At 60.7% G+C, this 18,978-nt stretch carries 19 protein-coding genes and 3 pseudogenes; 11 read left to right on the top strand and 11 right to left on the bottom strand.

The genetic code is table 11. The features are described from left to right. The first annotated feature begins 48 nt into the window (after window positions 1-48). The gene (locus EGH25_RS01450; RefSeq protein ID WP_266085621.1) at window positions 49-651 is read left to right on the top strand and encodes an METTL5 family protein; all 603 of its coding nucleotides are present in this window, start codon (window positions 49-51) and stop codon (window positions 649-651) included. A 1-nt stretch (window position 652) separates the two neighbouring features. Here EGH25_RS01450 and EGH25_RS01445 read toward each other — a convergent pair whose 3' ends face one another. Continuing rightward, on the bottom strand, window positions 653-2,290 hold the full coding sequence (locus tag EGH25_RS01445) for a rhomboid family intramembrane serine protease (RefSeq protein ID WP_266085620.1): 1,638 nt from the start codon (window positions 2,288-2,290) through the stop codon (window positions 653-655). A gap of 62 nt (window positions 2,291-2,352) precedes the next feature. Here EGH25_RS01445 and EGH25_RS01440 point away from each other — a divergent pair, with 62 nt between their 5' ends. Beyond that, complete coding sequence (locus EGH25_RS01440; RefSeq protein WP_266085618.1) at window positions 2,353-2,637, top strand: DNA-directed RNA polymerase subunit L; 285 nt, start codon at window positions 2,353-2,355, stop codon at window positions 2,635-2,637. On the opposite strand, the gene EGH25_RS01435 is transcribed toward EGH25_RS01440, so the two are convergent. Genes EGH25_RS01435 through EGH25_RS01425 form a run of 3 tightly spaced genes read right to left on the bottom strand, consistent with a single transcriptional unit; the run spans window position 2,627 to window position 4,388 of the window. After that, a complete protein-coding gene (locus tag EGH25_RS01435; protein WP_266085616.1) occupies window positions 2,627-3,163 on the bottom strand; it encodes a HemK2/MTQ2 family protein methyltransferase in 537 nt (178 codons plus the stop codon). The two genes, EGH25_RS01440 and EGH25_RS01435, sit on opposite strands and share 11 nt — an antisense overlap. Then, on the bottom strand, window positions 3,160-3,957 hold the full coding sequence (gene rsmA, locus EGH25_RS01430) for a 16S rRNA (adenine(1518)-N(6)/adenine(1519)-N(6))-dimethyltransferase RsmA (RefSeq protein WP_266085614.1): 798 nt from the start codon (window positions 3,955-3,957) through the stop codon (window positions 3,160-3,162). Before rsmA ends, EGH25_RS01435 begins: the two co-directional genes overlap by 4 nt. Next, window positions 3,954-4,388 carry a disulfide bond formation protein B gene (locus tag EGH25_RS01425; RefSeq protein ID WP_266085612.1) on the bottom strand — a complete coding sequence of 145 codons (435 nt, stop codon included), beginning with the start codon at window positions 4,386-4,388 and terminating at the stop codon, window positions 3,954-3,956. Before EGH25_RS01425 ends, rsmA begins: the two co-directional genes overlap by 4 nt. A 61-nt stretch (window positions 4,389-4,449) precedes the next feature. Between EGH25_RS01425 and EGH25_RS01420 the strand changes: the two genes are divergently transcribed. Then, window positions 4,450-5,181: a DsbA family protein gene (locus tag EGH25_RS01420; RefSeq protein ID WP_266085611.1), complete on the top strand. Its 732-nt coding sequence runs from the start codon at window positions 4,450-4,452 to the stop codon at window positions 5,179-5,181. A gap of 17 nt (window positions 5,182-5,198) precedes the next feature. Here EGH25_RS01420 and EGH25_RS01415 read toward each other — a convergent pair. The 3 genes and pseudogenes from EGH25_RS01415 to EGH25_RS01405 form a co-directional block, all read right to left on the bottom strand. Beyond that, a pseudogene (locus EGH25_RS01415) lies at window positions 5,199-5,666 on the bottom strand (ArsR/SmtB family transcription factor); the annotation flags it as partial. A 51-nt stretch (window positions 5,667-5,717) separates the two neighbouring features. Then, entirely contained in the window at window positions 5,718-6,098 is a 381-nt protein-coding gene (locus EGH25_RS01410) for a DUF5611 family protein (RefSeq protein WP_266085610.1), read from the bottom strand. A gap of 36 nt (window positions 6,099-6,134) precedes the next feature. After that, window positions 6,135-6,677, bottom strand: coding sequence for a DUF7093 family protein (locus EGH25_RS01405; protein WP_266085608.1), 543 nt, complete (start codon window positions 6,675-6,677; stop codon window positions 6,135-6,137). A gap of 227 nt (window positions 6,678-6,904) precedes the next feature. On the opposite strand from EGH25_RS01405, the gene EGH25_RS01400 reads away from it, so the two are divergent. The 3 genes from EGH25_RS01400 (at window position 6,905) to EGH25_RS01390 (ending at window position 9,712) form a co-directional block, all read left to right on the top strand. Next, complete coding sequence (locus EGH25_RS01400; protein ID WP_266085606.1) at window positions 6,905-8,761, top strand: threonine--tRNA ligase; 1,857 nt, start codon at window positions 6,905-6,907, stop codon at window positions 8,759-8,761. A gap of 67 nt (window positions 8,762-8,828) precedes the next feature. Continuing rightward, window positions 8,829-9,197: a universal stress protein gene (locus tag EGH25_RS01395; protein WP_266085605.1), complete on the top strand. Its 369-nt coding sequence runs from the start codon at window positions 8,829-8,831 to the stop codon at window positions 9,195-9,197. Continuing rightward, complete coding sequence (locus EGH25_RS01390) at window positions 9,194-9,712, top strand: GNAT family N-acetyltransferase (protein ID WP_266085604.1); 519 nt, start codon at window positions 9,194-9,196, stop codon at window positions 9,710-9,712. The genes EGH25_RS01395 and EGH25_RS01390 overlap by 4 nt, the downstream gene beginning before the upstream one ends. 3 nt (window positions 9,713-9,715) lie before the next feature. Here EGH25_RS01390 and EGH25_RS01385 read toward each other — a convergent pair whose 3' ends face one another. After that, window positions 9,716-10,747, bottom strand: coding sequence for a DUF7972 family membrane protein (locus tag EGH25_RS01385; protein ID WP_266085602.1), 1,032 nt, complete (start codon window positions 10,745-10,747; stop codon window positions 9,716-9,718). 45 nt (window positions 10,748-10,792) lie between these two features. Next, a complete protein-coding gene (locus tag EGH25_RS01380; protein WP_266085600.1) occupies window positions 10,793-11,452 on the bottom strand; it encodes an endonuclease III domain-containing protein in 660 nt (219 codons plus the stop codon). 398 nt (window positions 11,453-11,850) lie between these two features. On the opposite strand from EGH25_RS01380, the gene EGH25_RS12200 reads away from it, so the two are divergent. Both EGH25_RS12200 and EGH25_RS01375 read left to right on the top strand, forming a co-directional pair. Continuing rightward, a complete protein-coding gene (locus EGH25_RS12200) occupies window positions 11,851-11,970 on the top strand; it encodes an AbrB/MazE/SpoVT family DNA-binding domain-containing protein (RefSeq protein ID WP_276591868.1) in 120 nt (39 codons plus the stop codon). Between the two features lie 4 nt (window positions 11,971-11,974). Then, window positions 11,975-13,213: pseudogene (locus EGH25_RS01375) on the top strand (RNA-guided endonuclease InsQ/TnpB family protein). A gap of 17 nt (window positions 13,214-13,230) precedes the next feature. Here the strand turns inward: EGH25_RS01375 and EGH25_RS01370 are convergent. After that, window positions 13,231-13,515: pseudogene (locus EGH25_RS01370) on the bottom strand (cupin domain-containing protein); the annotation flags it as partial. A gap of 37 nt (window positions 13,516-13,552) precedes the next feature. Then, window positions 13,553-15,340 (bottom strand): S9 family peptidase, encoded by a 1,788-nt coding sequence (locus EGH25_RS01365; protein WP_266085599.1) that lies wholly within the window; start codon window positions 15,338-15,340, stop codon window positions 13,553-13,555. 69 nt (window positions 15,341-15,409) lie between these two features. On the opposite strand from EGH25_RS01365, the gene EGH25_RS01360 reads away from it, so the two are divergent. The 3 genes from EGH25_RS01360 (at window position 15,410) to EGH25_RS01350 (ending at window position 18,947) form a co-directional block, all read left to right on the top strand. Further along, entirely contained in the window at window positions 15,410-16,759 is a 1,350-nt protein-coding gene (locus EGH25_RS01360) for a ribonuclease FAU-1 family protein (protein ID WP_266085597.1), read from the top strand. A 71-nt stretch (window positions 16,760-16,830) separates the two neighbouring features. Then, a complete protein-coding gene (locus EGH25_RS01355; protein WP_266085595.1) occupies window positions 16,831-17,235 on the top strand; it encodes an Hsp20/alpha crystallin family protein in 405 nt (134 codons plus the stop codon). Between the two features lie 14 nt (window positions 17,236-17,249). Then, window positions 17,250-18,947, top strand: a complete 1,698-nt coding sequence (locus EGH25_RS01350) for an ABC1 kinase family protein (protein WP_266085593.1) — start codon at window positions 17,250-17,252, stop codon at window positions 18,945-18,947. The last annotated feature ends 31 nt before the right edge of the window (window positions 18,948-18,978 follow it).

Raw genomic sequence — 18,978 nt, 5'->3', positions numbered from 1 at the left:
GGTGTGTAGAACGACCTGCCTTTTTAGCTTTGGGCGCGTACGCCGTATATGCGCAGACAGGTCGAGATGGGTCTTCAGGTTCTCGCAGGCTTCGAGGATCCCGACGCGTCGCTGGAGCAGTACGAGACGCCCGCGGGGGTTGCGAGCGATATACTCCAGTTCGCGTGGGGTAACGGCGATCTTGACGGGACGGTTCTCGACCTCGGATCCGGCACGGGTGTTCTCGGTATAGGCGCGGCTATGTACGGCGCGCGGGTGGTCGGCGTCGACATCGACAGGGATGCGCTCACCGTCGCGCGTCGTAACGCGGCGTCCGTAGACGTAGAGGCGCGAACCGACTGGGTACACGCCGACGTACGGAGCCTTCCGGTTACGCGCGTCGACACCGTGGTTATGAACCCGCCGTTCGGTGCGCAGAACGAGGGTGCGGATCGCCCGTTCCTGCGCTCAGCCGACGTTGCGGACGTGGCATACACGGTCCACAACGCGGGTAGCCTCGGATTCGTCGAGTCCTTCTTAGACGATAGCGCGGAGATAACCGACGCATTCGGGACGACGCTCGTTCTTCACCGGAGTTTCGGCTTCCACGACGACGACGAGCGCGAGATAGATATAGAGGTGTACCGTATCGAGTTCGGCAGGGATGTCTGACTCAGCCGAGATCCTGACGAGCGCCCGTGATACGTCCGACGGCGGCGCGTGTCTCGTCGCCGACGCCTGCGAGTATACGACCGTCGCGGGTGGTGAAGGTTACGCCTTCGACGGTGAACGACGTGTTCCTGAGAGGTACGGTGCGCGTCCGATCGCCGCGGCGCATCCTTACTGCACGTTCGCCGCCGTCGACTGTCAGGTTAACACCCCAGCCGTCTACTGTCGTCGCCGTCGGCGCGGGCGGTGAGTCGTAGACGGCGCGCGTCTCGTTCCGCGTCGTAACGAGAACCGAGTAAGACGTGTTACCCGTCGAGGACTCAAGACCGACGCGTTCGACAGTAACCTCGTCGTACCATCCCAAGCCGCCCACGAGGAAGGAGCGCGACGGATCCGTGCGCAGACGTCCCTTCGATGCGGCGCGGTACCATATACCCCGGTCTTCGTTGGTGACGATAACGCCGCTTACTGTGAAGTTGACGGGTGCGGCGTCGATGAACGGTACGGAGACGACGCGTTCGTTCTCAACGTCCTCGCCGTACCAGACGGAGTATCCGTCCACCTCGACCGTGTCGACGTCGTCGACGGTCGAGACGGTGCCGAGACCCGTTACTAATCCGATGACGCAGATAACGACAATAGGTACGAGTAACGTCGAGACGGAGACCGTACGCCGCGGGGCGAAGCTGTCGAGCTGGGTAAACGGGGGCGACGACGACTCGATCTCGACGAAGTAGGCGACGAGAACAGCGAGGAGTGCGACGAACGCGACGCCGAAGGCGCGGTACAGCACGTAGGTGGAGCCGTCGACAGTCCAGACGGCGTACAGACCCTGAGCGAGTCCGAGCACGAAGACCGCCGTGCCGACACGGTAGGCGTCAAGGTTCGCCCCACGGCGTCGTGCGACGAGTACGGCGACACCGACGCCGACGAGAAGACCGAGTACGTGTCCGTCGAGTGCGATGTTAGCCCACGACGGCGTGATGTAGCTCTCGCCCGCCGTAGACGCCGTCACGGGACGGCGGAGAGCGCCGAGGAGGGTTCGGAAGGCGTCCGTAACTACGAGGAGTCCGACGGATACGACGGGGTAGAAGACGACGGCGAAGCCGAAGAAGAAGTAGACAACGCCTGAGAACCCTATGGAGGGTCCCCACGAGAAGAAAGACACGAAGACACCGACGCCGTACCACGCCAGAGGGACGCCGACGAGAGCACGGACGAGAGGGTGGAGCGCCCGTTCGCCCGACAGGTCGATCTTATGTCCGACGACATACTCGACGACGGGTGCGAACACGACTGTCGCCGTCAGGTTGCCGACGATATGTGGGACGCCTGCATGCCCCACGGGTCCCGTAAGAAACCCCGTCGGGTAGACGTACGACCACGAAAGGTACGGTACGGTGAGAACGTCGCCCGTGTATGCGCGTTGGGCGAAGACGAAGAATACGACGTTGACGGAGACGATAACGAAGGTGCCGAGGGGAAGACCAGCGACGAACCTCTCGCGCGCACGACGGGCGGTCGTATGCAGAACCGACGGACGTGAGACGTACGCCGTGACCGCGAGGAGTATGAGAACGACCGACAGGGCGACGTACGAGATCTCCTGTATCACGTCGGTCTCTTGGGTTTCTGCTTCCATATAACCAACGACGCGGACGGACGACCGCAAGCTTGAAACTCGTAACCCGCCTAAACACAACGATGAACGTCAAGATACTGTCGAAGACGGACGACGAGACGGAGGTGGAGGTACGTGGCGAGGATCACACGCTGATGAACGTCCTCAAGGACGCACTTCTGCGTATCGAGTACGTCGAGGCGGCGACGTACGACATGAACCCCGAACAGAGCGGAGGGCAGACGGAGCCTCTCCTGTACATCAAGACCGACGGCGGCGACCCGCTCGACGCATTGGGGGATGCGACCGACGAGATACAGGAAGACGCCGCCGAGTTCCGCGACGCCTTCGAGGACGCTACGGCGTAGGGCGCATACGTAGGACGACGACCTCCTCGAAGAAGTAACGTTCCGACGCGACGCGTTCGGCTTCGTAGCCTTCCCTCTCCTCGAACGCCTCGACGCCGGACAGCGACGACGTGACGAGAAGTATACGTCCGTCGGGGGCGAGTACGCGCGGAACCGTGTCTAGGAAACGTTCTGCGACCTCGCGTCCCGTCTCGCCGCCTCCGAGGGCATCCGCCATCGCGTCGTCGGGCGTCGTGTCGTCGTCGGGGAGGTACGGCGGGTTGAAGATGACGAGGTCGAAACGCGCGTCAAGCGCGGCGACGAGGTCGGTTCGGACGGCGGATACGCCGCGTTCGCGTGCGGCACGCACCGCCTCGTTGCTGATGTCGGTTGCGACGACGGTTCGCGCCTCGTCGGCGAGGGCTTTGGCGACAAAGCCGCTACCCGTTCCGACCTCAAGAACCGTGTCGTCGCGCCGTACCTCACCGACCGCGGCGTCCCGTAGAAGGTAGCTGTCCTCCGAGGGCGGGTAGACGCTGTCGGTCATACCTCGGCGTCACCGCGCAGGGCGTCCGTGGCGCGTTCGAAGCCTTCGGGCGTCATCTTACCGGGACGTTTCGAAAGGAGTTCTTCGGGGACGTTGTACACGTCCTCCTCGTCGATCTCTGTCATATGCGTCGTGTTACGGAGTGCGTTTCTGAGCGTCTTTCTACGTTGCGTAAAGACGGCGCGCACGATGTCGTCGAAGAAGCCGTCGCCGCGTACCTCGTGGGGTTCGAAACGGAGTACGGCGCTCTCGACCTCCGGCGGGGGCGAGAAGGCGGAGGGGGGCACTGTTTCGAGTATCTCCGCGTCGGCGTACCTGCGTGTCGTTACCGACAGGCGTCCGTAGTCGTCACCGCCGGGTTCGGCGACTGCGCGCTCGGCGAACTCTTTCTGTACGGTGACGACGAGAGGAGCGCCATGAGGGAGTAGACGGAAGAGAATGGGTGACGACGCCGAGTAAGGCAGGTTGGAGACGGAGACGTCGAAGTCGGGAAGGTCGACCTCCGTGGCGTCGCCGTGTACGACCTCGACGGACTCACCCCCGAACTCGTCGTTGAGAAAACGCGCGAGTTCGTGATCGACCTCAACCACGGTCACGCTGTCGTACCTCTCTGCAAGACGGGCGGTGAGGTTACCGACGCCGCCGCCGATCTCAAGGACATGTCCGCCGTCCGTTTGGGGCGCGTAGCCGACCACACGGTCAAGCACACGGTCGTCGACGAGGAAGTGCTGGTCGGTCGAACCGTCGGGACGGACACCCGCCCTGCGCATAAGTTCGCGCGTCTCGGTCTTCATCTAACCCGCGCTACGACGGGCAGGAGGAAAAGCACCGTGATAATACCGAACGCCGTAAGGCTCATCTGGGGTATCGTAACGCCGTTGAACAGGGTGAACCCACCGATCCCTAATCCGGGGAACGAGTACTGGACGACTGTACACGGCACCTCGCTCGTACACGCGCCTGTCGCTGGCGTCATCTGTAGGTAGTTGTGGTAGAGTGCGACCGCGAAGCCGCCGACGGAGAGGGGTAGAACGTACGACGCGAGGCTGTCGTTTCGCCACAGACCGACGGCTATGAAAGGGACGAGAGGGTACATGAGTATACGCTGGTACCAGCAGAGGTCGCAGGGAACGAGACCCATGACGAGACTGAAGTACAGGCTCCCCGACGTCGCAACCATGGCGACGATGAGGGCGGCGTGGCGGTGATCCGGCTTGGCGTCCATCGTGCGCCCGTACGGAACGAGGCAACAAGAGTTTTGTCGGTCAACGACATACCACAGCCATATGTCGAACGATAGCAGGATAGAAGAGAAGAAGAAAGAGAGGAAACGCGGCGGTGACGGTGAAGGCTCCGAACTCTGGTCGTACGTAGCCCTGCTTGCGGTTGTAGGGATCATAGGCGTCTTGGCGTACTTCCTTTTCTTCACGGGAAGCTCCGCCGAGGTTGAGGAGTGGGAGACAGTACGCGCCGCAGGAGGCGAGGATCCGACGCTCGTCTCCGCGAACGCGACAGACGAGGAGATCGACGGTATGGTAGAGGTTGTCTACGTGGGCGACTTTGCGTGTCCGCACTGCGCGAGCTTCGAACGTAACAGCTTCCCCGACCTCAAGGAGGAGTACATAGCGACAGGGGATGTCAAGTTCACGTTCAAAGCCGTCGACTTCATAGGAAGCGACGACTCCGCGAACACTGCACAAGCCGCGGCGGCGGTCTGGGAGAACGACCGAGGAAGCTACTGGAGATGGCACCGTCTGACCTTCCAGAACCAAGGCAACGGGGCGACGTGGGGTAGCGCGAACAGTATCGCCGAGTACGCGTCTCAGACGGATGTGGACGCCAACGTCGCATCGGCTATCAGTTCGGGCGAGTACACAGCGACAGTACAGCGCCACAGGAGCGAGGCGAACGAGATGGGGATAACCGCGACACCGAGCTTCTACATCAACGGGACGGTCGTGGAGGGTAACGACTACGCGGCGGTACAGGACGCCATAGAGGACGAACTCGAAGGCTAACCGTCGCCGTTCCGCGCACGGTTTTCATCGGCTTCCTCTTCTATACGTTGCATTACCTCCTCCATACGTGACTGCACGTGTCTCTGAGCCACGGAGAGTTCGTTCTTTATCTTTTCGAGACGTTCGAGACGCGCTGTGAGATCTTCAACATCGTCGTCAACACCGTCTATCTCGACGTGTTCGTAGCTAACCTTCGTCCTACACCGCGACGGGTAGGCGCTCTTCACACCGAACCTGTACGGCGAGACATCGACCTCAAGACGTAGGCTACGTGATATATGGAAGTACTTCCTCCGGCGGTCGTCGACGTGGCTCTCGACCAAACCGGCTTCCTCAAGCATCTCCAGATGGTCGATAACAGCCTTGGGCGAGACGCCGATGTACTCGCTTATCTCAGTGACGTAACACGGCTTCTGAGACAGGAGACGTAGGATGCTCCTTCTGTTCTGGTTTCCGAGTATATCTAACAGCTCGGACGAGTCCATCGGTTTTTCCTTAGCCAAGGTAAACCCTGCTTGTGTATAAACCCAGCGGCGCTAGACGTCCACGTCCTCGTCCGGCTCCACGTCGCGTTTCATCGACTCGCGGCGTGACTTGGCGTCGCGTCCTGTCACGTCTTTGAGGAAGGAGTTCTTAGCTTCGCGCGCCGGTCCCGCCTCGTCAAGAAGCCCCTCTTCCTGTAGTGTCGACACGTCCTTCTCCTCAAAATGGACGGCGAGACGATCCTTCGCGTTCGACCGCTCGTCGACGCCGACCTCGACGCGGTCGAAGACCATCGTATCCTTGACGACGTACATCTCAACGCCGTCGCGGTCGTCGGTACCGCCTATACCGCCGAAGTACTCCTCGACCTTCTCACGCATATCGGGTACGCGTTCGTCGATATACTCTCCGCGGCGCATCTTGTAGTAGCGCATGTACGCGAAAAGCGGGGGTGCGACAAATGCGTTGCGCTACGTCTCTTCGAGGTATCCGCCGCAGTCGGGGCAGATGTCGCCCGCGCGGAGAGAGGGGTCGGAGGTGGAGAATCCGCAGTCGGGGCAGACGTAGTCTTCGTCGCCGTCGGGTGTAGTCTCGCGCGTGACCTCCGCGCCCGTCGACTCACGTACGCGGCTCTGTACACCGTCTTCGTCGCCCTCGACTTCCCCCGGTTCGGTCACGCCTTCCATCTCCGTATCTTCGATTATGGCGGCGTCCTCCGTCTCGTCGGTATCGAAGCCGTCGGACGGCGCAAACGTCGACTTCTCCTCCTCCTCCATCTCAGTCTGGGCGTCGGAGGCTTCGGTTTCCTTGACCGGCGTTTCGTCCGTCTCCTCTCGGTTGTCGGCGGTGGGACGCACCTCTGTGTTCTCTGAGATGATACGCCGTTCGCCGCAACGCGTGCATTCGCGGTACTCGCGCTCCGTGACCGCAACCTGTCCGCGTGCCTCGTCGCGCTCCGTCTCAACGCGCTCCTCCCCCCAGTCGTGACCCGCGAGAGAACATACCAAGCTCATTAGGGTTACGTCGGACGGAGGCGACAAAAGTGTCACGGGTCGCGGAACGTTCGTCTCTTACCTGTCGGGGTCGGAGCAGTCGCGGACGTATCCGCAACGTTTGCACCGGTACTCACAGTGAACGTGTACGACACGACCGCCGCAGAGGTCGCACGTCGTATGATCGTGGCGCTCCATACGTCTACATGATACGGAAGCTACTTAGTTCTGGGCGGAAACTTCGGGGTATGAAGCTACTGCTGATACACTCGGACTACATCGAGTACGAGGCAAGGGACGAGACGCCCGTCGCGGAGGACGAACCGGCTCTCGAAGGACGTCTCGAAGAGGCGTTGACGGCTTTCATCGCCGTCGAGGAGGGTGACGAGGAGGATGTCGACGGTGTCGTAGAAGGTGCGGTCGAGGAGATCGTCGACGTTGCGGACGAACTCGGCGTCAAGGGCGTCATGGTCTACCCTTACGCACATCTTTCTCAGGATCTCGCGTCGCCCGAAACAGCCGTCTCAGCCCTGAAACGTATCGCGGGCGCGCTTCGAGAGGGACACGGATACGAGGTTCAGCGCGCGCCGTTCGGCTGGTACAAGTCGTTCGAGCTTTCGTGCAAGGGGCACCCCATGTCGGAGCTTTCGCGCGTCGTCGAACCGCGTGAGGTGACGGCGGACGAGGAGGACGAGGAAGACGAAGAGGAGACGGAGCCGAGCGACTACCTCGTTATGACGCCCGACGGCGAGGTACACGACGCTGAAGGGTTCCGCGACGAGGGGGACGACGACCTACGTACGCTGATAGACGACGAGATAGGTGAAGGAGGAGGCGGCGAAGAAGGAGAGGAGGACGCACATATACGTATGATGCGGGACAAGGAGTTCGTGGGCTACGACGGGCTAAGCGACCCCGGAAACTTCCGTTGGTACCCGCGCGGCAAGTGCGCGCGTGACCTTCTCATCGACTACGTTGACGATCTCGTCGTCGATTACGGGGGTATGCCCGTCGAGACGCCTATCATGTACGACCTCGGCGCGCCTTGCATACACGAGCACTCGGAGAAGTTCGGTGAGCGTCAGTACAGGTTCGAGTCGGGCGACCGCAAGATGATGCTACGTTTCGCCGCCTGCTTCGGACAGTTCTCCGTGATGCGTGACATGCATATCGCGTCGAACGACCTTCCTCTACGCGTCTACGAGATGTCGAAGTACTCGTTCAGGCGCGAACAGCGCGGCGAACTGTCGGGTCTCAAACGTCTCCGTGCTTTCACGATGCCCGACATGCATACCGCGTGCGCCGACATGGAGGAGGCACAGGACGAGTTCAGGAAGCAGGCGGTACTCGGATACCGCACGGGCGACGACCTCGGTCTGGACTACACGGCGGCGTTACGTACGACGCGCGACTACTTCGACGACCACCGCGGATGGTTCGAGGATATCACCGACGAGATAGGCGAACCCGTTCTCATCGAGGTCATACCTGAGCGCAAACACTACTGGAGCGTCAAAATCGACCTCGCGGTCACCGCGGGCGGCGAACCCATGGAGAACCCGACGGTTCAGATAGACGTGGAGAGCGCCGACCGTTTCGATATCGAGTACTACGACGACGAGGGTGAACACGAACCCGTTCTTCTCCATTACTCGCCGTCGGGAAGTATCGAGCGCGCCTTCGCCGCCCTGCTCGAAACCGCGGCGGAGAAGAAGGACGCCGACGGCGAGACCCCTTCGCTTCCCGTCTGGATGTCGCCGACTCAGGTTCGTTTCGTACCTATAGGCGACGAGCATACCGACCACTGCGCCGAGGTGGCGGAGACGCTCTCAGAAGCGGGTATACGCGCCGACATCGACGACCGTGACGAGACAGTCGGTAAGAAGATACGTAAGGCGGAGCAGGACTGGGTGCCTTACATCGCCGTCGTCGGTGACGAAGAGGTCGAAGACGGTATGTTAAGTGTCCGTGTGCGTGAGGAAGGCGAGGAGCGGACGGAGACTCCTCAGGAACTCGTCGACGAGATAAACGAACGCGTCAAGGGCATGCCGACACGCGAACGGTATACGCCTCTGCTTCTGTCCGACAAGCCTCAGTTCGTTTGAGCCGAGAGGTCGTTCACCGGCGACGGTAGTACACACACTTATCCGGTGCGGACACGAAGCGCCTACGATGAAGACAGTTCTGGGCATAGGAGGCACCGACGACTCAATACGTGCTCTGGAGCATACGCTCGACAGGGTAGCGGAGACCGGAGACGAGCTTACGGTCGCCGTCATCGAGAACCCGGACAGCACACCCGCCGGCGACGAGGTGGAGGAGCGCGTCGAAGGTATAATCGAAGAATACGGTGTAGACGCGGACGTGGTTCGGCTTTCGGGCGATCCTGGAAGCGCCCTCGTCGAGTTCGCGGAGAGCAACGGATACGACGAGATAGTTCTCGGCGGGGGGGAGACGAGCGCGATGGGTAAGATACAGGTTGGACGCGTCGCCGAGTTCGTCCTCCTAAACTCACATACCTCGGTGAAGTTAGTTCGATGAACGGGGAAGGTATAACCGACGTGTCGGGGTTCCCGGAGACGCCTTTCGAGTTCGACGACGGCGAAGGGCGCGCGATCGAAGTCCGTGAGTACGACGGCGAAAGGGAAGCGCTTCTGAGCATGTACGAGGAGTTCGACCCCGGCGACCGTGCGCAGGGGATACCGCCCGTACGCGGCGACGCGCTTGAGCGGTGGCTTGACGGTATACTCGAAGGCGTCAACACCGTCGCGTGGGACGGCAACGACGCCGTGGGTCACGCGACGCTCGTGGGTGACGAAGGTATGGACGCGCACGAACTCGCCATATTCGTCGCACAGAGCCACCAGCACGCGGGTGTGGGTTCACGTCTGATACGCGGTGTTCTCTCGCTCGCCTACGACCGCGGCGTACGCGATGTCTGGCTCAGCGTCGAAAGATGGAACCGCGCGGCGGTGAGGCTGTACAACGGCGTCGGCTTCGAGAAGACGAGACGCGAAGGCTTCGAGATAGAGATGGGGACGCGTCTAACCGTCTGAGCCTTACGAGTCGGTCAGGTCAATCTCGGCTAAGTCGTCGTCCTGACGGAGCACGAAAGGACCTATCGACAGCGTGTGCTTGGTGACGGTAGCGATCCTGAGAACGTACGCCAGAAGTATCATGAACGGCGAGACGGCTACGGTCACGGCAGATACGATCAAGAGAACGAGCGTGTCGTTGCCGATATGTGTGTAAGCCGTGGCATCGAAGAAGAGTACCATGACCGCCGATACGACGAGTGCGGGTACCGCGGCGACGAGTATACGTCTCGACAGGTTGATCAGGCTCCACTGGAAGTAGAGCGTCTTGAAATGCTCGCGCGCCAGCCCGAACGTCTTGAGTAGCTTGACGAGGCGTTCTATCTCCTCCACGGAGTCCTCACCGAGTCTGTCGCCGTACTGTTCACGGATACGTTGCGCCGCAAAGATCTTTCCCGAGTAGTTGAAGTTGAGGGCGGATGAGACGACATCGAACTCGCCGAACTGCGCGCCGTCGAGTCCCTGTGAGACGCGTTCGGCGTTCTCGACGAGACCCGCGGTCAGGTTCTCGACATCGTCGGCAATCTCCCCGTCGTCACCGACGGAGTCGAGGAGGCTCTTAGCCGAGCTTCCCGACTCCTGAACCAAGGCTCGGAGGAACTTCGACGGCTTGGCGGGGCTGACGGTCACGTCCAGTGTATCCGCGGTGTCACTGCGGAACTCCAACGCACCTTCCATACGTTCGCGCTGGTCGCTCACGGAGCCGAGTTCCTGCGACAGAACGAGCTGGTTGAGCGTAAGGACGAGCGTAACACCGGTTATGGTCGCCGTCAGGAAGCCTTGGAAGACCGTGTCGACGGAGTCGGTGTTTAGGAGTGTTTTCTCCGCAGAAGGTAGGAGGTAGCCCGCGGCGGACAGCGCGACGAAGACGATCAGCATGAAAACCGCGGTCACGAGCCAGCGGTCGGCTTCGAGAAGGAACCAGAGCTTCCTGCGCCCCTCTCCCGCGCGTTCACGTAACAGGTCGCCCGGCTTACCCTCGTCCTGCGTTGGCATGGACGGTCTTGTCGGGACAGCCGGAAAGCTCTTAGGGCAGGTCGTCTATGAGCAGACTTCGCACGAGCAGTAACGTGTACAGACGGGATTGTCGCAGTCGGGGTTACGTGCGGTACAGAACCCACGCCCGTGGTTTATCATGAGGACGTGTAGCTCGTACTTGATACCGTCGGGTACCCTCCGGTTCATAACGCGGTGGACGCGTTCGTTCGTCGCCGTCTCGTCCACGAGACCGAAACGTTTGGAGAGACGTTCGACGTGTGTATCGACGGCGAACGACGGCTTCCCGAATCCGAAGCTGAGGACGACGTTGGCTGTCTTAGGTCCAACGCCCTTGATATCTTCGAGCCACGTCTGCGCCTCGTCGGTGTCCATCCCGTCGAGAAAGCCGAGCGAGTAGCCGCCCGTCTCCTCACGTACCGCGGTGAGTGCGCGCTGTATCCTTTCCGCCTTCTGGTTCTTGAGACCGACGACGGAGATCACCTCGGCGAGCTCGTCGGTGTCGGCGTTCTCGATCGCCGCGTAGTCGGTGTAGGCTTCGAAAAGCGCCTCTGTGGCGCGTGCAGTCTGTGTGTCGGCGACGTTCTGTGAAAGTATGGTCGTCAGAAGCTGGCGTACCCCCTCGCCGTTACCGTGTTCGACCGGGGCACCGTCGGGTTCGCCGTGTAGGTCGACAAGCGCGGCGTATAGCTCTCTTATCTCCACGTATAAGATACGCCTGCACCGTACGAGAGGGTTTCGTTATCCGCCTATCTCCAACGTGTTACCGCAGTCCTCGCAGGTGAGTTTGAAGGCTCCGTCAGCGAGTTCGACGCCGTGTGGCTTCCTCTCGCCGCAGTCCGTGCAGGGCACGAGTGATTCGAGTTCGTCCCAGTCGTGGGATGCGCCGGGTGCGCCGAGTGCGAAACCGACGACGCGTTCGTTTCCGTCGCCCTCGTCGGGGTCGTTGTACAGGCGGCCAAGGCGACTGCCTAAGGGTCTTCGAAAAGGGGAGCTTTTCGGGATACGGGAAATCTTTGATTTCCCTTGGCTTGACCCCCGAAGGTGAAGCCGACAATCGTTATATTTAATATGATTCAGTAAGAATAATCGTATTGAGTACGATGGAATGTTACCCAAAACTCAGAGACAGGGGGCAGGTAACGATCCCCGAAGATGTCCGTGACGGGCTTGATCTCGAATCAGGCGATCAACTGAAACTCACCGTGAAAAAACTGGACTAACTCGATGCAAGCAACGCTTCGCTTTCGCGCGTATCTCCCCAATGGGGTCGCTAGCGAAGCATGGCGGCAGATCGACATCCTCCGGCAGATTCGGAATCACGCCGTCAGAGATTACTATCAATCTGACCATAGCCACCGACCATCAGATTATGACCAACATAATAAGCTCACTGAATGGGTAAACCGGTGACCGATCTTCGCAGAGCCATCCCGACACGCCGCACAACAGGCGATTAGCCAAATCCACAGCGATCTTGAAACGCTGTCTGAACGTCGAGACAATGGCTATGATGTTGGGCGGTTACGGTGGCAAGGTAGTGGTGAATTTCGGTCAGTATCGTACAACCAATCCAGCCGTTTCAACGTGGATCACAACACGGACGGTGAGAGGTTCGTGCGACTCCGACTCGAAAAGGTCGGCTGGTTCAACATTCGCGCTAATCGACCTGTTCCCGATGCCGATGAGATTGACGAAGTTATACTGAAAAAAGAGCCAACCGGCGAATGGTATGTTTCACTCGTCGTTGAGGTGGACGAGGCACCGGAAAAACCAGCCCTCAGTGAGATAGAGCCAACAGATTGCGTGGGTGTTGATCTGGGCATCACCAGCTACATCCACACATCTGATAACCTCGCAGTCGGGACGCTCGGTCTCAGTGACGAATATGAGCGGTTGCGGCGCGAGCAACGAAACCTCTCGCGGAAGCAACATGGATCGAACAACTGGGAGCAACAACGCCAACGGGTGGCGAAAGCCAACCGAAAGATCAAGCGCAAAGTGCAGGATTTCCAGCACAAACTCACAACGTGGTTGGTCACTGAATACGATCTTGTGGCTGTCGAAGACTTGGATGTGAAGCCAATGTTGGAAACATCCCAGAACGCGAAAAACAAGCAAGATGCCGCATGGTCGCGGTTTCTCGAACTGCTGGAATACAAGGCTAACCTACACGGGACGCACGTTGTGAGTGTTGAACCAGCCGGAACGACCAAAGAGTGTGCATCGTGTGGCGTAGCCACGGATAAACCGTTGTGGGTGCGTGAACACTCTTGTCCGGCCTGCGGTCACACGCAGGATCGAGATTTGAACGCGGCGAAGAACATTCTCAGTCGCGGGTTGAAGCAGGTAGGAGAGGGACGCTCCGAAGTGACGCCCATGCAGACCGCGCTCCCTGCGTCGTCGCCTCAGCGGGAGGCAGTCGATGCAAAGCGTGTCGTTGAACTGGGAAGCCTCGGGACTTGACCCTCCGAGGTAGTTCACCCTTTCTGGTACTCGCCCGGAGCGAAACGTATGAGTTCGCCTTCCCTGACAACGGGTTCGCCGTCGGGCGTCTCGAACGTCGCCGTCCCTTCCTGAACGTAGAACACCTCCTCCTGATCGTGGTGGGTATGCATACCGCCCGAAAACGACTCGCCGGGTTCGAGTTCGAAGTAGTTCATGGCGAAATGTTCGGTGCCGAGAGCGCGTGAGACGGGGCGGCGTACCGAATGGAAGCGCATCGGGTTCACCTCGTTTTCGACATCTTCGATAGCTACCTTCTCCATGGCTGAGGTTGGCGTGTCACCCGTGTAAGCCTTAGGGTCAGACGTGTTCGTTGAGGAAGTCGACCATCGTCGTGTACGCCTCTATACGGTTCTCGCGTTTTGAGAATCCGTGCCCTTCGTCGTCGAAGATCAGCTTCTCGACAGGCGCGTGCTCTGATACCTCGTCGGCTATCTGCTCCGCCTCGTCGACAGGTACGCGCGGATCGTTCGCACCGTGCATGACGAGCAACGGCGCGCGTATCTCATCCGCGTTGTTGATAGGGCTGATCCTTTCGAGGAACTCACGGTCTTCGTCGAGCGAGCCGTACTCCGCCTCGCGGAGCGAGCGCCTCCATTCGCCCGTGTTTTCGAGGAAGGTAACGAAGTTTGCGATACCGACGACGTCGACACCCGCCGCCCAACGTTCGGGGTACTCAGCGAGTGCGGCGAGCACGACGAAGCCGCCGTACGAACCGCCGTACGCCGTCACGCGTTCCTCGTCGGCATCGTTCCTTTCGGCGAGGTAGTCAAGCGCCGCACCGATGTCGCCGACGGCGTCCATACGTTTCCGGCGATCGTCGAGCGTCGTGTACTCGCGCCCATACCCCGTCGAACCGCGTACGTTGGGTTCGAGAAGCGCGTACCCCGAACCGAGCAGGTACTGACGGAGTCCGGAGAAGGATGGACGGCGTTGGCTCTCCGGACCGCCGTGTATGTCGACGACGACGGGGTACGGCGGTTCGTGGCGCTCCGTGTCCGGTGTCGAGAAGAGCGCGGGTACGCTCAGACCGTCGAAGGAGTCGTAACGGACTACATCCGAACCGACGAAGGTTTCGGGCGGTACACCCGCCGTCGTCGCGTCCGTCCACCGTGTCGCCTCGCCCGTCTCAAACTCAACCACGTAGATGTTCGGGTTACGTCTCCGTTGCGTGACGGTGACCGCGAAACGGTCGCCGTCGTGTCCGAACGACGTGCCGCCTACGACGCCGTCAGGCAGGTCGGGCGTAGGGAGTCCGTGTAGCTCGCCGTCGTCAAGTTCCGCCGTACGGAGTTCGGTGTAGCCTTCGACGTTCCTCCCGTAGACGACCTTACCCGTCTCGTCGTCGACGGAGACGCCGGAGACGTTTCGGTCGCCGCCGTCTACGACCTTCTCCATCTCGCCCGTCTCTATGTCGAGACGTCCGAGGTACAGCGTATCGTTGCCCTCGTCGGTCGAGAGGTAGAGCGAACCGCCGTCGGGCGACGGGTTGATGCTTCTGTAACGCGTCTCGCGTTCGGCGTCGGTGACGCGTTCGAGTTCGCCGCCGTCGGTGCCGACGGTGTAGATATCGTGGTCGAAGTTCGAACGCGCCTCACGGACGACGAGAGCCGAGTCGTCGGACAGCCATCCGACGACCGAGTACCAGCCGTCTGTTTCACAGACGAGGGTGGCATCTTTCTCGTCGCGTCCCTGAACATAGAGATCGAAGACACGGCTGTCACGTCGGTTCGACGCGAAGGCGAACCGTTCTCCGTCGTGCGACCATCCGCCCCAGCGGTGTTTGGCTTGGGGTTCGTCGGTGAGAGCGACCTCGTCCACACCCGTGGCGTCGACGCGGAAAAGCTGTGTGCGCTCGTTTCCACCCTCGTCGCGTCCGTAGATTAGCTCGTTGCGTTCGGGCGAAGCCACGGCGAAAGAGACGGGTTCGTCGCCGAAGGTGACCTGAGACTGCCAGCCGAGTGGTTCGTCGACGCGCCAAGCCTGAGCCGCGCCCGTGGCGTCGTTCATGTACAGTAGAGAGCCGTCGTGTAGGAAAGACGGCGCGTACGCGCTCCGTATCCTTAGGTAACGTTCTACGTCGTGCATATCGGTGGTTCGTGCGCGTGTGACATACGTCTTCGGACGTTATTTGAACGGCGCACCCGAAGAGGATGTATGCGAGTAAAGGTACGTGGCGTCTACGCCACAGCCGCAACGCGTCTGCTCATCGACGCAGGGCACGAGGTCGTGGAGCCTTCGGATCCTATACGCGACCGTTTCGGTGCCTCGTTCGGGGAAGGTGATCCGGATGTCAGGCTCCGGTCGTCGGACGACTACCTCGGCGTCTACGCCGTCGGTGAGGGCGCGTCCGGTGTCGCCGAAAGCCTCGCCGTCGGAACCGACTCGTTCGTTTTCGACGCGGTTCCCGTGGGGGCTGTCCGCGACGCGACGGTGGAAGAAACGGCGGGTTCGGGTGCATTCGTGGGTTTCGATAACGGGCGCGGCTTCCTGCCGTACTCGAATACGGAAGGACGCGTGGAGGAAGGCGACGAACCCCGTGTCACGGTCGTCGACGAAAAGCCTCCGTGGAGCGACGGTTCACCCGTCGTCGCCGAGGGCGAACGTGTCGGGAACGGGATGGTAACTCTCGTCCGGAACGGAAGCGGTGTACGTGTCAAGGGAGGAACGGAGGAGGACGCGACGCAGTTGTCACGTACGGTCTCGACGCTCGGCGTCGAACCGCCGTCGGGATGGGGCGTTATCTACTCACGCGACGCCCTCGACGCGGGCATGGACGAGCTTAGCGCGGCGGTTGAGGACGCGGTTGAGAAGACAGGTTCGGAGGGGACGGAAGACGAAGCCGTATGGCTCTGGCTCGGACGCGAGGGACGGTGTGGGTACGACGAAGCACGCGGTGAGGAGACGGCGACTGTTCCGGGACACCACCGTCTGAAGGCGACGAGCAACGCCGCCGCCGGGGGCGTGGATATAGCCGAGAGCCTCGTCGACAGCCCTGACCCCTCGGATACGTTCCCTTTCGGTGTAGTCGCGCGCAGATTCGGACCCAACGAGGGCGACCAGACCGAGATACTACACGGGAAGCCCGACGGACGTTTCCCCTCTCTCGGACGCGGCGAGGTAGTTAAGGCGGACGGCGACACCGGCGAGGTCACCGTCGAACGCCGTATAACGTCGTCAGGGGAGTACGACGCACTCGGTGTCGAACGCGAGGACGGCGACATCGCGCGTACGCGTTTCGAGGAGGGGGCGTGGGCATACCCGACGGTGTACGAGTCGTCCGACGGCGAAGCCAAAGGGACGTACGTAAACGTCTGTACGCCTCTCGAACTCTACCCCGATACCGTCGTGTACGTCGATCTGCATATCGATGTCGTGAAGGTGGACGGCGAGGTACGCGTCGTCGACGAGGACGAACTCGCCGAGGCGGTCGGTAAAGGACGTGTCGACGAAGAACTCGCCGAGAAGGCGAGGGACGTAGCCGGTAAGGTCGCTGAGGATCTGTAAACGCCCGAACGGGTTTCGTCGTGGGGTACGCAACATAAAGAACTATATGGAACAAACCCTATTCTGGTTCCATGATTGATACAGACGGTCTTCTGCGACGTCTCGAAGAGGAAGGCGCTGAACTCATGCGCGTCGTCGGCGAACGTATACCCGTCTTCGCCGACGTTCTCGAAAGCGACGACGAGGTACTGGTTCTCGTCGACCTGCCGGGATGCGAGAAGCACAGCCTTGACCTGACGTACGATGAGAAGGGAGCTGTAGGCGAGGAAGGCGGTGTACTCGGCATCGAGGCGCGGCGCGAGAAGCCGCTTAAGGAAGGCTTCGAGTACGTCGCCGAGGCGCGTTCGGACTTCGTAAGCGGCAGGGTGCCCATACCCGTCGAGGTCGACTACACGGGGTCGGAAGCAACGTACGAGAACGGTCTTCTACGCGTCACGTTACCTAAGAAGGAGACGAGCGAGATAGATCTGGAGTAGACTGGTAAGCCGGGATGGCGAGGGCTTACTGGCGTCTAATCAAAGCACTCCTGCGGTTCCTCCCGCTCGCGCTGACGTACGCACGCGACAGGAACAGATGGCTGTTCTTCGGACCCGGACGCGACGTCACCCCTGAGATGCAGGACAGGAGGGCGCGACGGCTTACGGACACTCTCCTGTCCCTCGGTCCGACCTACATCAAGCTTGGACAGGTTCTTTCGACACGTCCGGATGTCGTCCCACAGACGTACATAGACGAGCTAATCGAGCTACAGGACGACGTACCGCCCGCGCCGTACGATGAGGTCGAACGTATAATCGAGGAAGAGATAGGGCATCCGGACGCTGTCTTCGAGACGTTCGAGCGCGACGCCGTATCGGGCGCTTCGCTTGGACAGGTACATACCGCCTACTTCCACGGCGAGAAGGTCGCCGTCAAGGTTCGCCGCCCCGGCGTCGAGGAACTCGTCAACGCCGACCTGCGCGCACTAAACTTCCTTCTGCCCGTCGTCCAACGTATAGCACGTATCGCGGGGGAGGACGCCCACGCCGACTCGATGGAAGGACTCGCAGGCGACTTCGAGCGCCGTATCAAGCAGGAGATGAACTACGGGCGCGAGAAGGCGATGTTGGACGAGATACGCGGTAACTTTGAGGGCGACGACCGCGTCCGTATGCCCGAGACGTACGACGGCGTCTGCTCGCGGCGCGTCCTCACGATGGAGTACATAGGCGGTACGAAGATAAACGACGTGGAGAGCCTACGCCGTCTCGGACACGACACGGAGAGGCTAGCGCGCGACCTCGAAAAGATATACCTCAAGATGACGCTCGTAGACGGCGTCTTTCACGGTGATCCCCATCCCGGAAACCTCGCCGTCGACGCCGATGGACGTATCGTCATCTACGACTTCGGTATGAGCGGGAGGCTTTCGCCGTCGTTGCAGGAGACCTTCGTCGACTTCTACCTCGCCGCTTCGAACAAGAACGCCGAGAAGGTCATCGACGCGATGATAGACATGGGTACGTTGGATCGCGACGTCGACCGCGAGCTTATGGTAGAGGTTATCGAGATAGCCATAGAGGATCTTTCGGGCGGGGATGTCGACGAGATGCGCGTCCAGCAGTTACTTAACGAGGTCGAGGAGACGGTCTACGAGTACCCGTTACGTATCCCGTCGTACGTCGCACTCGGTCTACGTGTCTCGACGATCATCGAGGGCGTCTGTCTCGAACTCGACCCTGAGTTCGACTTCCTCGACGTTGCGCGCGAGTTCTTTATCGAAGAGGGCTTCGTTCAGAAACAGATACGGGGGCGTGCGGTACGTGCGTGGGAAGGGTTCAAGCAGGCGTTCAGATCGGTGGCGCGCACACCGTCGAAGCTCGAAGCCAGCCTCGACAAGATAGGACGCGATAACGTTGAGGTCGTGGCTGACTTCGAGGACTCGCGTAAACATATCGAGAAGTTAGGGAAACGTCTGTCGTACGCCCTCGTCGGTAGCGCGTCGATCGTCGGCGCGACGGTTTTGGCGCACGGCGAGACGGGCTACGCGCCGTACCTCGCGGGTCTGGGTATCGTCTCTCTCTACCTCCTGCGCAGGTCGTTCAAGACGAAGTCGGGAACCGTAGGACCCAAGTACTACGCGGCACGGCACGAGGGCGGGTTCGACGGCAAGGACGATGAACGGACGTACGGCGATACGGATACGTGAGACAAGAGTTAACCGCCGTGCGCCCCCATGT

The sequence above is a fragment of the Halorutilus salinus genome (assembly GCF_026242195.1).
GTDB lineage: Archaea > Halobacteriota > Halobacteria > Halobacteriales > Halorutilaceae > Halorutilus > Halorutilus salinus.
The sequence above is the reverse complement of the archived record's forward strand: the minus strand, read 5'-3'. Positions and strand labels throughout refer to the sequence as shown.

Coding starts and splice junctions, on each gene's coding strand:
- EGH25_RS01450 (WP_266085621.1), top strand. CDS start 49: ATGCGCAGACAGGTCGAGATGGGTCTTCAGGTTCTCGCAGGCTTCGAG.
- EGH25_RS01445 (WP_266085620.1), bottom strand. CDS start 2,290: ATGGAAGCAGAAACCCAAGAGACCGACGTGATACAGGAGATCTCGTAC.
- EGH25_RS01440 (WP_266085618.1), top strand. CDS start 2,353: ATGAACGTCAAGATACTGTCGAAGACGGACGACGAGACGGAGGTGGAG.
- EGH25_RS01435 (WP_266085616.1), bottom strand. CDS start 3,163: ATGACCGACAGCGTCTACCCGCCCTCGGAGGACAGCTACCTTCTACGG.
- rsmA (WP_266085614.1), bottom strand. CDS start 3,957: ATGAAGACCGAGACGCGCGAACTTATGCGCAGGGCGGGTGTCCGTCCC.
- EGH25_RS01425 (WP_266085612.1), bottom strand. CDS start 4,388: ATGGACGCCAAGCCGGATCACCGCCACGCCGCCCTCATCGTCGCCATG.
- EGH25_RS01420 (WP_266085611.1), top strand. CDS start 4,450: ATGTCGAACGATAGCAGGATAGAAGAGAAGAAGAAAGAGAGGAAACGC.
- EGH25_RS01410 (WP_266085610.1), bottom strand. CDS start 6,098: ATGCGCTACTACAAGATGCGCCGCGGAGAGTATATCGACGAACGCGTA.
- EGH25_RS01405 (WP_266085608.1), bottom strand. CDS start 6,677: ATGAGCTTGGTATGTTCTCTCGCGGGTCACGACTGGGGGGAGGAGCGC.
- EGH25_RS01400 (WP_266085606.1), top strand. CDS start 6,905: ATGAAGCTACTGCTGATACACTCGGACTACATCGAGTACGAGGCAAGG.
- EGH25_RS01395 (WP_266085605.1), top strand. CDS start 8,829: ATGAAGACAGTTCTGGGCATAGGAGGCACCGACGACTCAATACGTGCT.
- EGH25_RS01390 (WP_266085604.1), top strand. CDS start 9,194: ATGAACGGGGAAGGTATAACCGACGTGTCGGGGTTCCCGGAGACGCCT.
- EGH25_RS01385 (WP_266085602.1), bottom strand. CDS start 10,747: ATGCCAACGCAGGACGAGGGTAAGCCGGGCGACCTGTTACGTGAACGC.
- EGH25_RS12200 (WP_276591868.1), top strand. CDS start 11,851: ATGGAATGTTACCCAAAACTCAGAGACAGGGGGCAGGTAACGATCCCC.
- EGH25_RS01365 (WP_266085599.1), bottom strand. CDS start 15,340: ATGCACGACGTAGAACGTTACCTAAGGATACGGAGCGCGTACGCGCCG.
- EGH25_RS01360 (WP_266085597.1), top strand. CDS start 15,410: ATGCGAGTAAAGGTACGTGGCGTCTACGCCACAGCCGCAACGCGTCTG.
- EGH25_RS01355 (WP_266085595.1), top strand. CDS start 16,831: ATGATTGATACAGACGGTCTTCTGCGACGTCTCGAAGAGGAAGGCGCT.
- EGH25_RS01350 (WP_266085593.1), top strand. CDS start 17,250: ATGGCGAGGGCTTACTGGCGTCTAATCAAAGCACTCCTGCGGTTCCTC.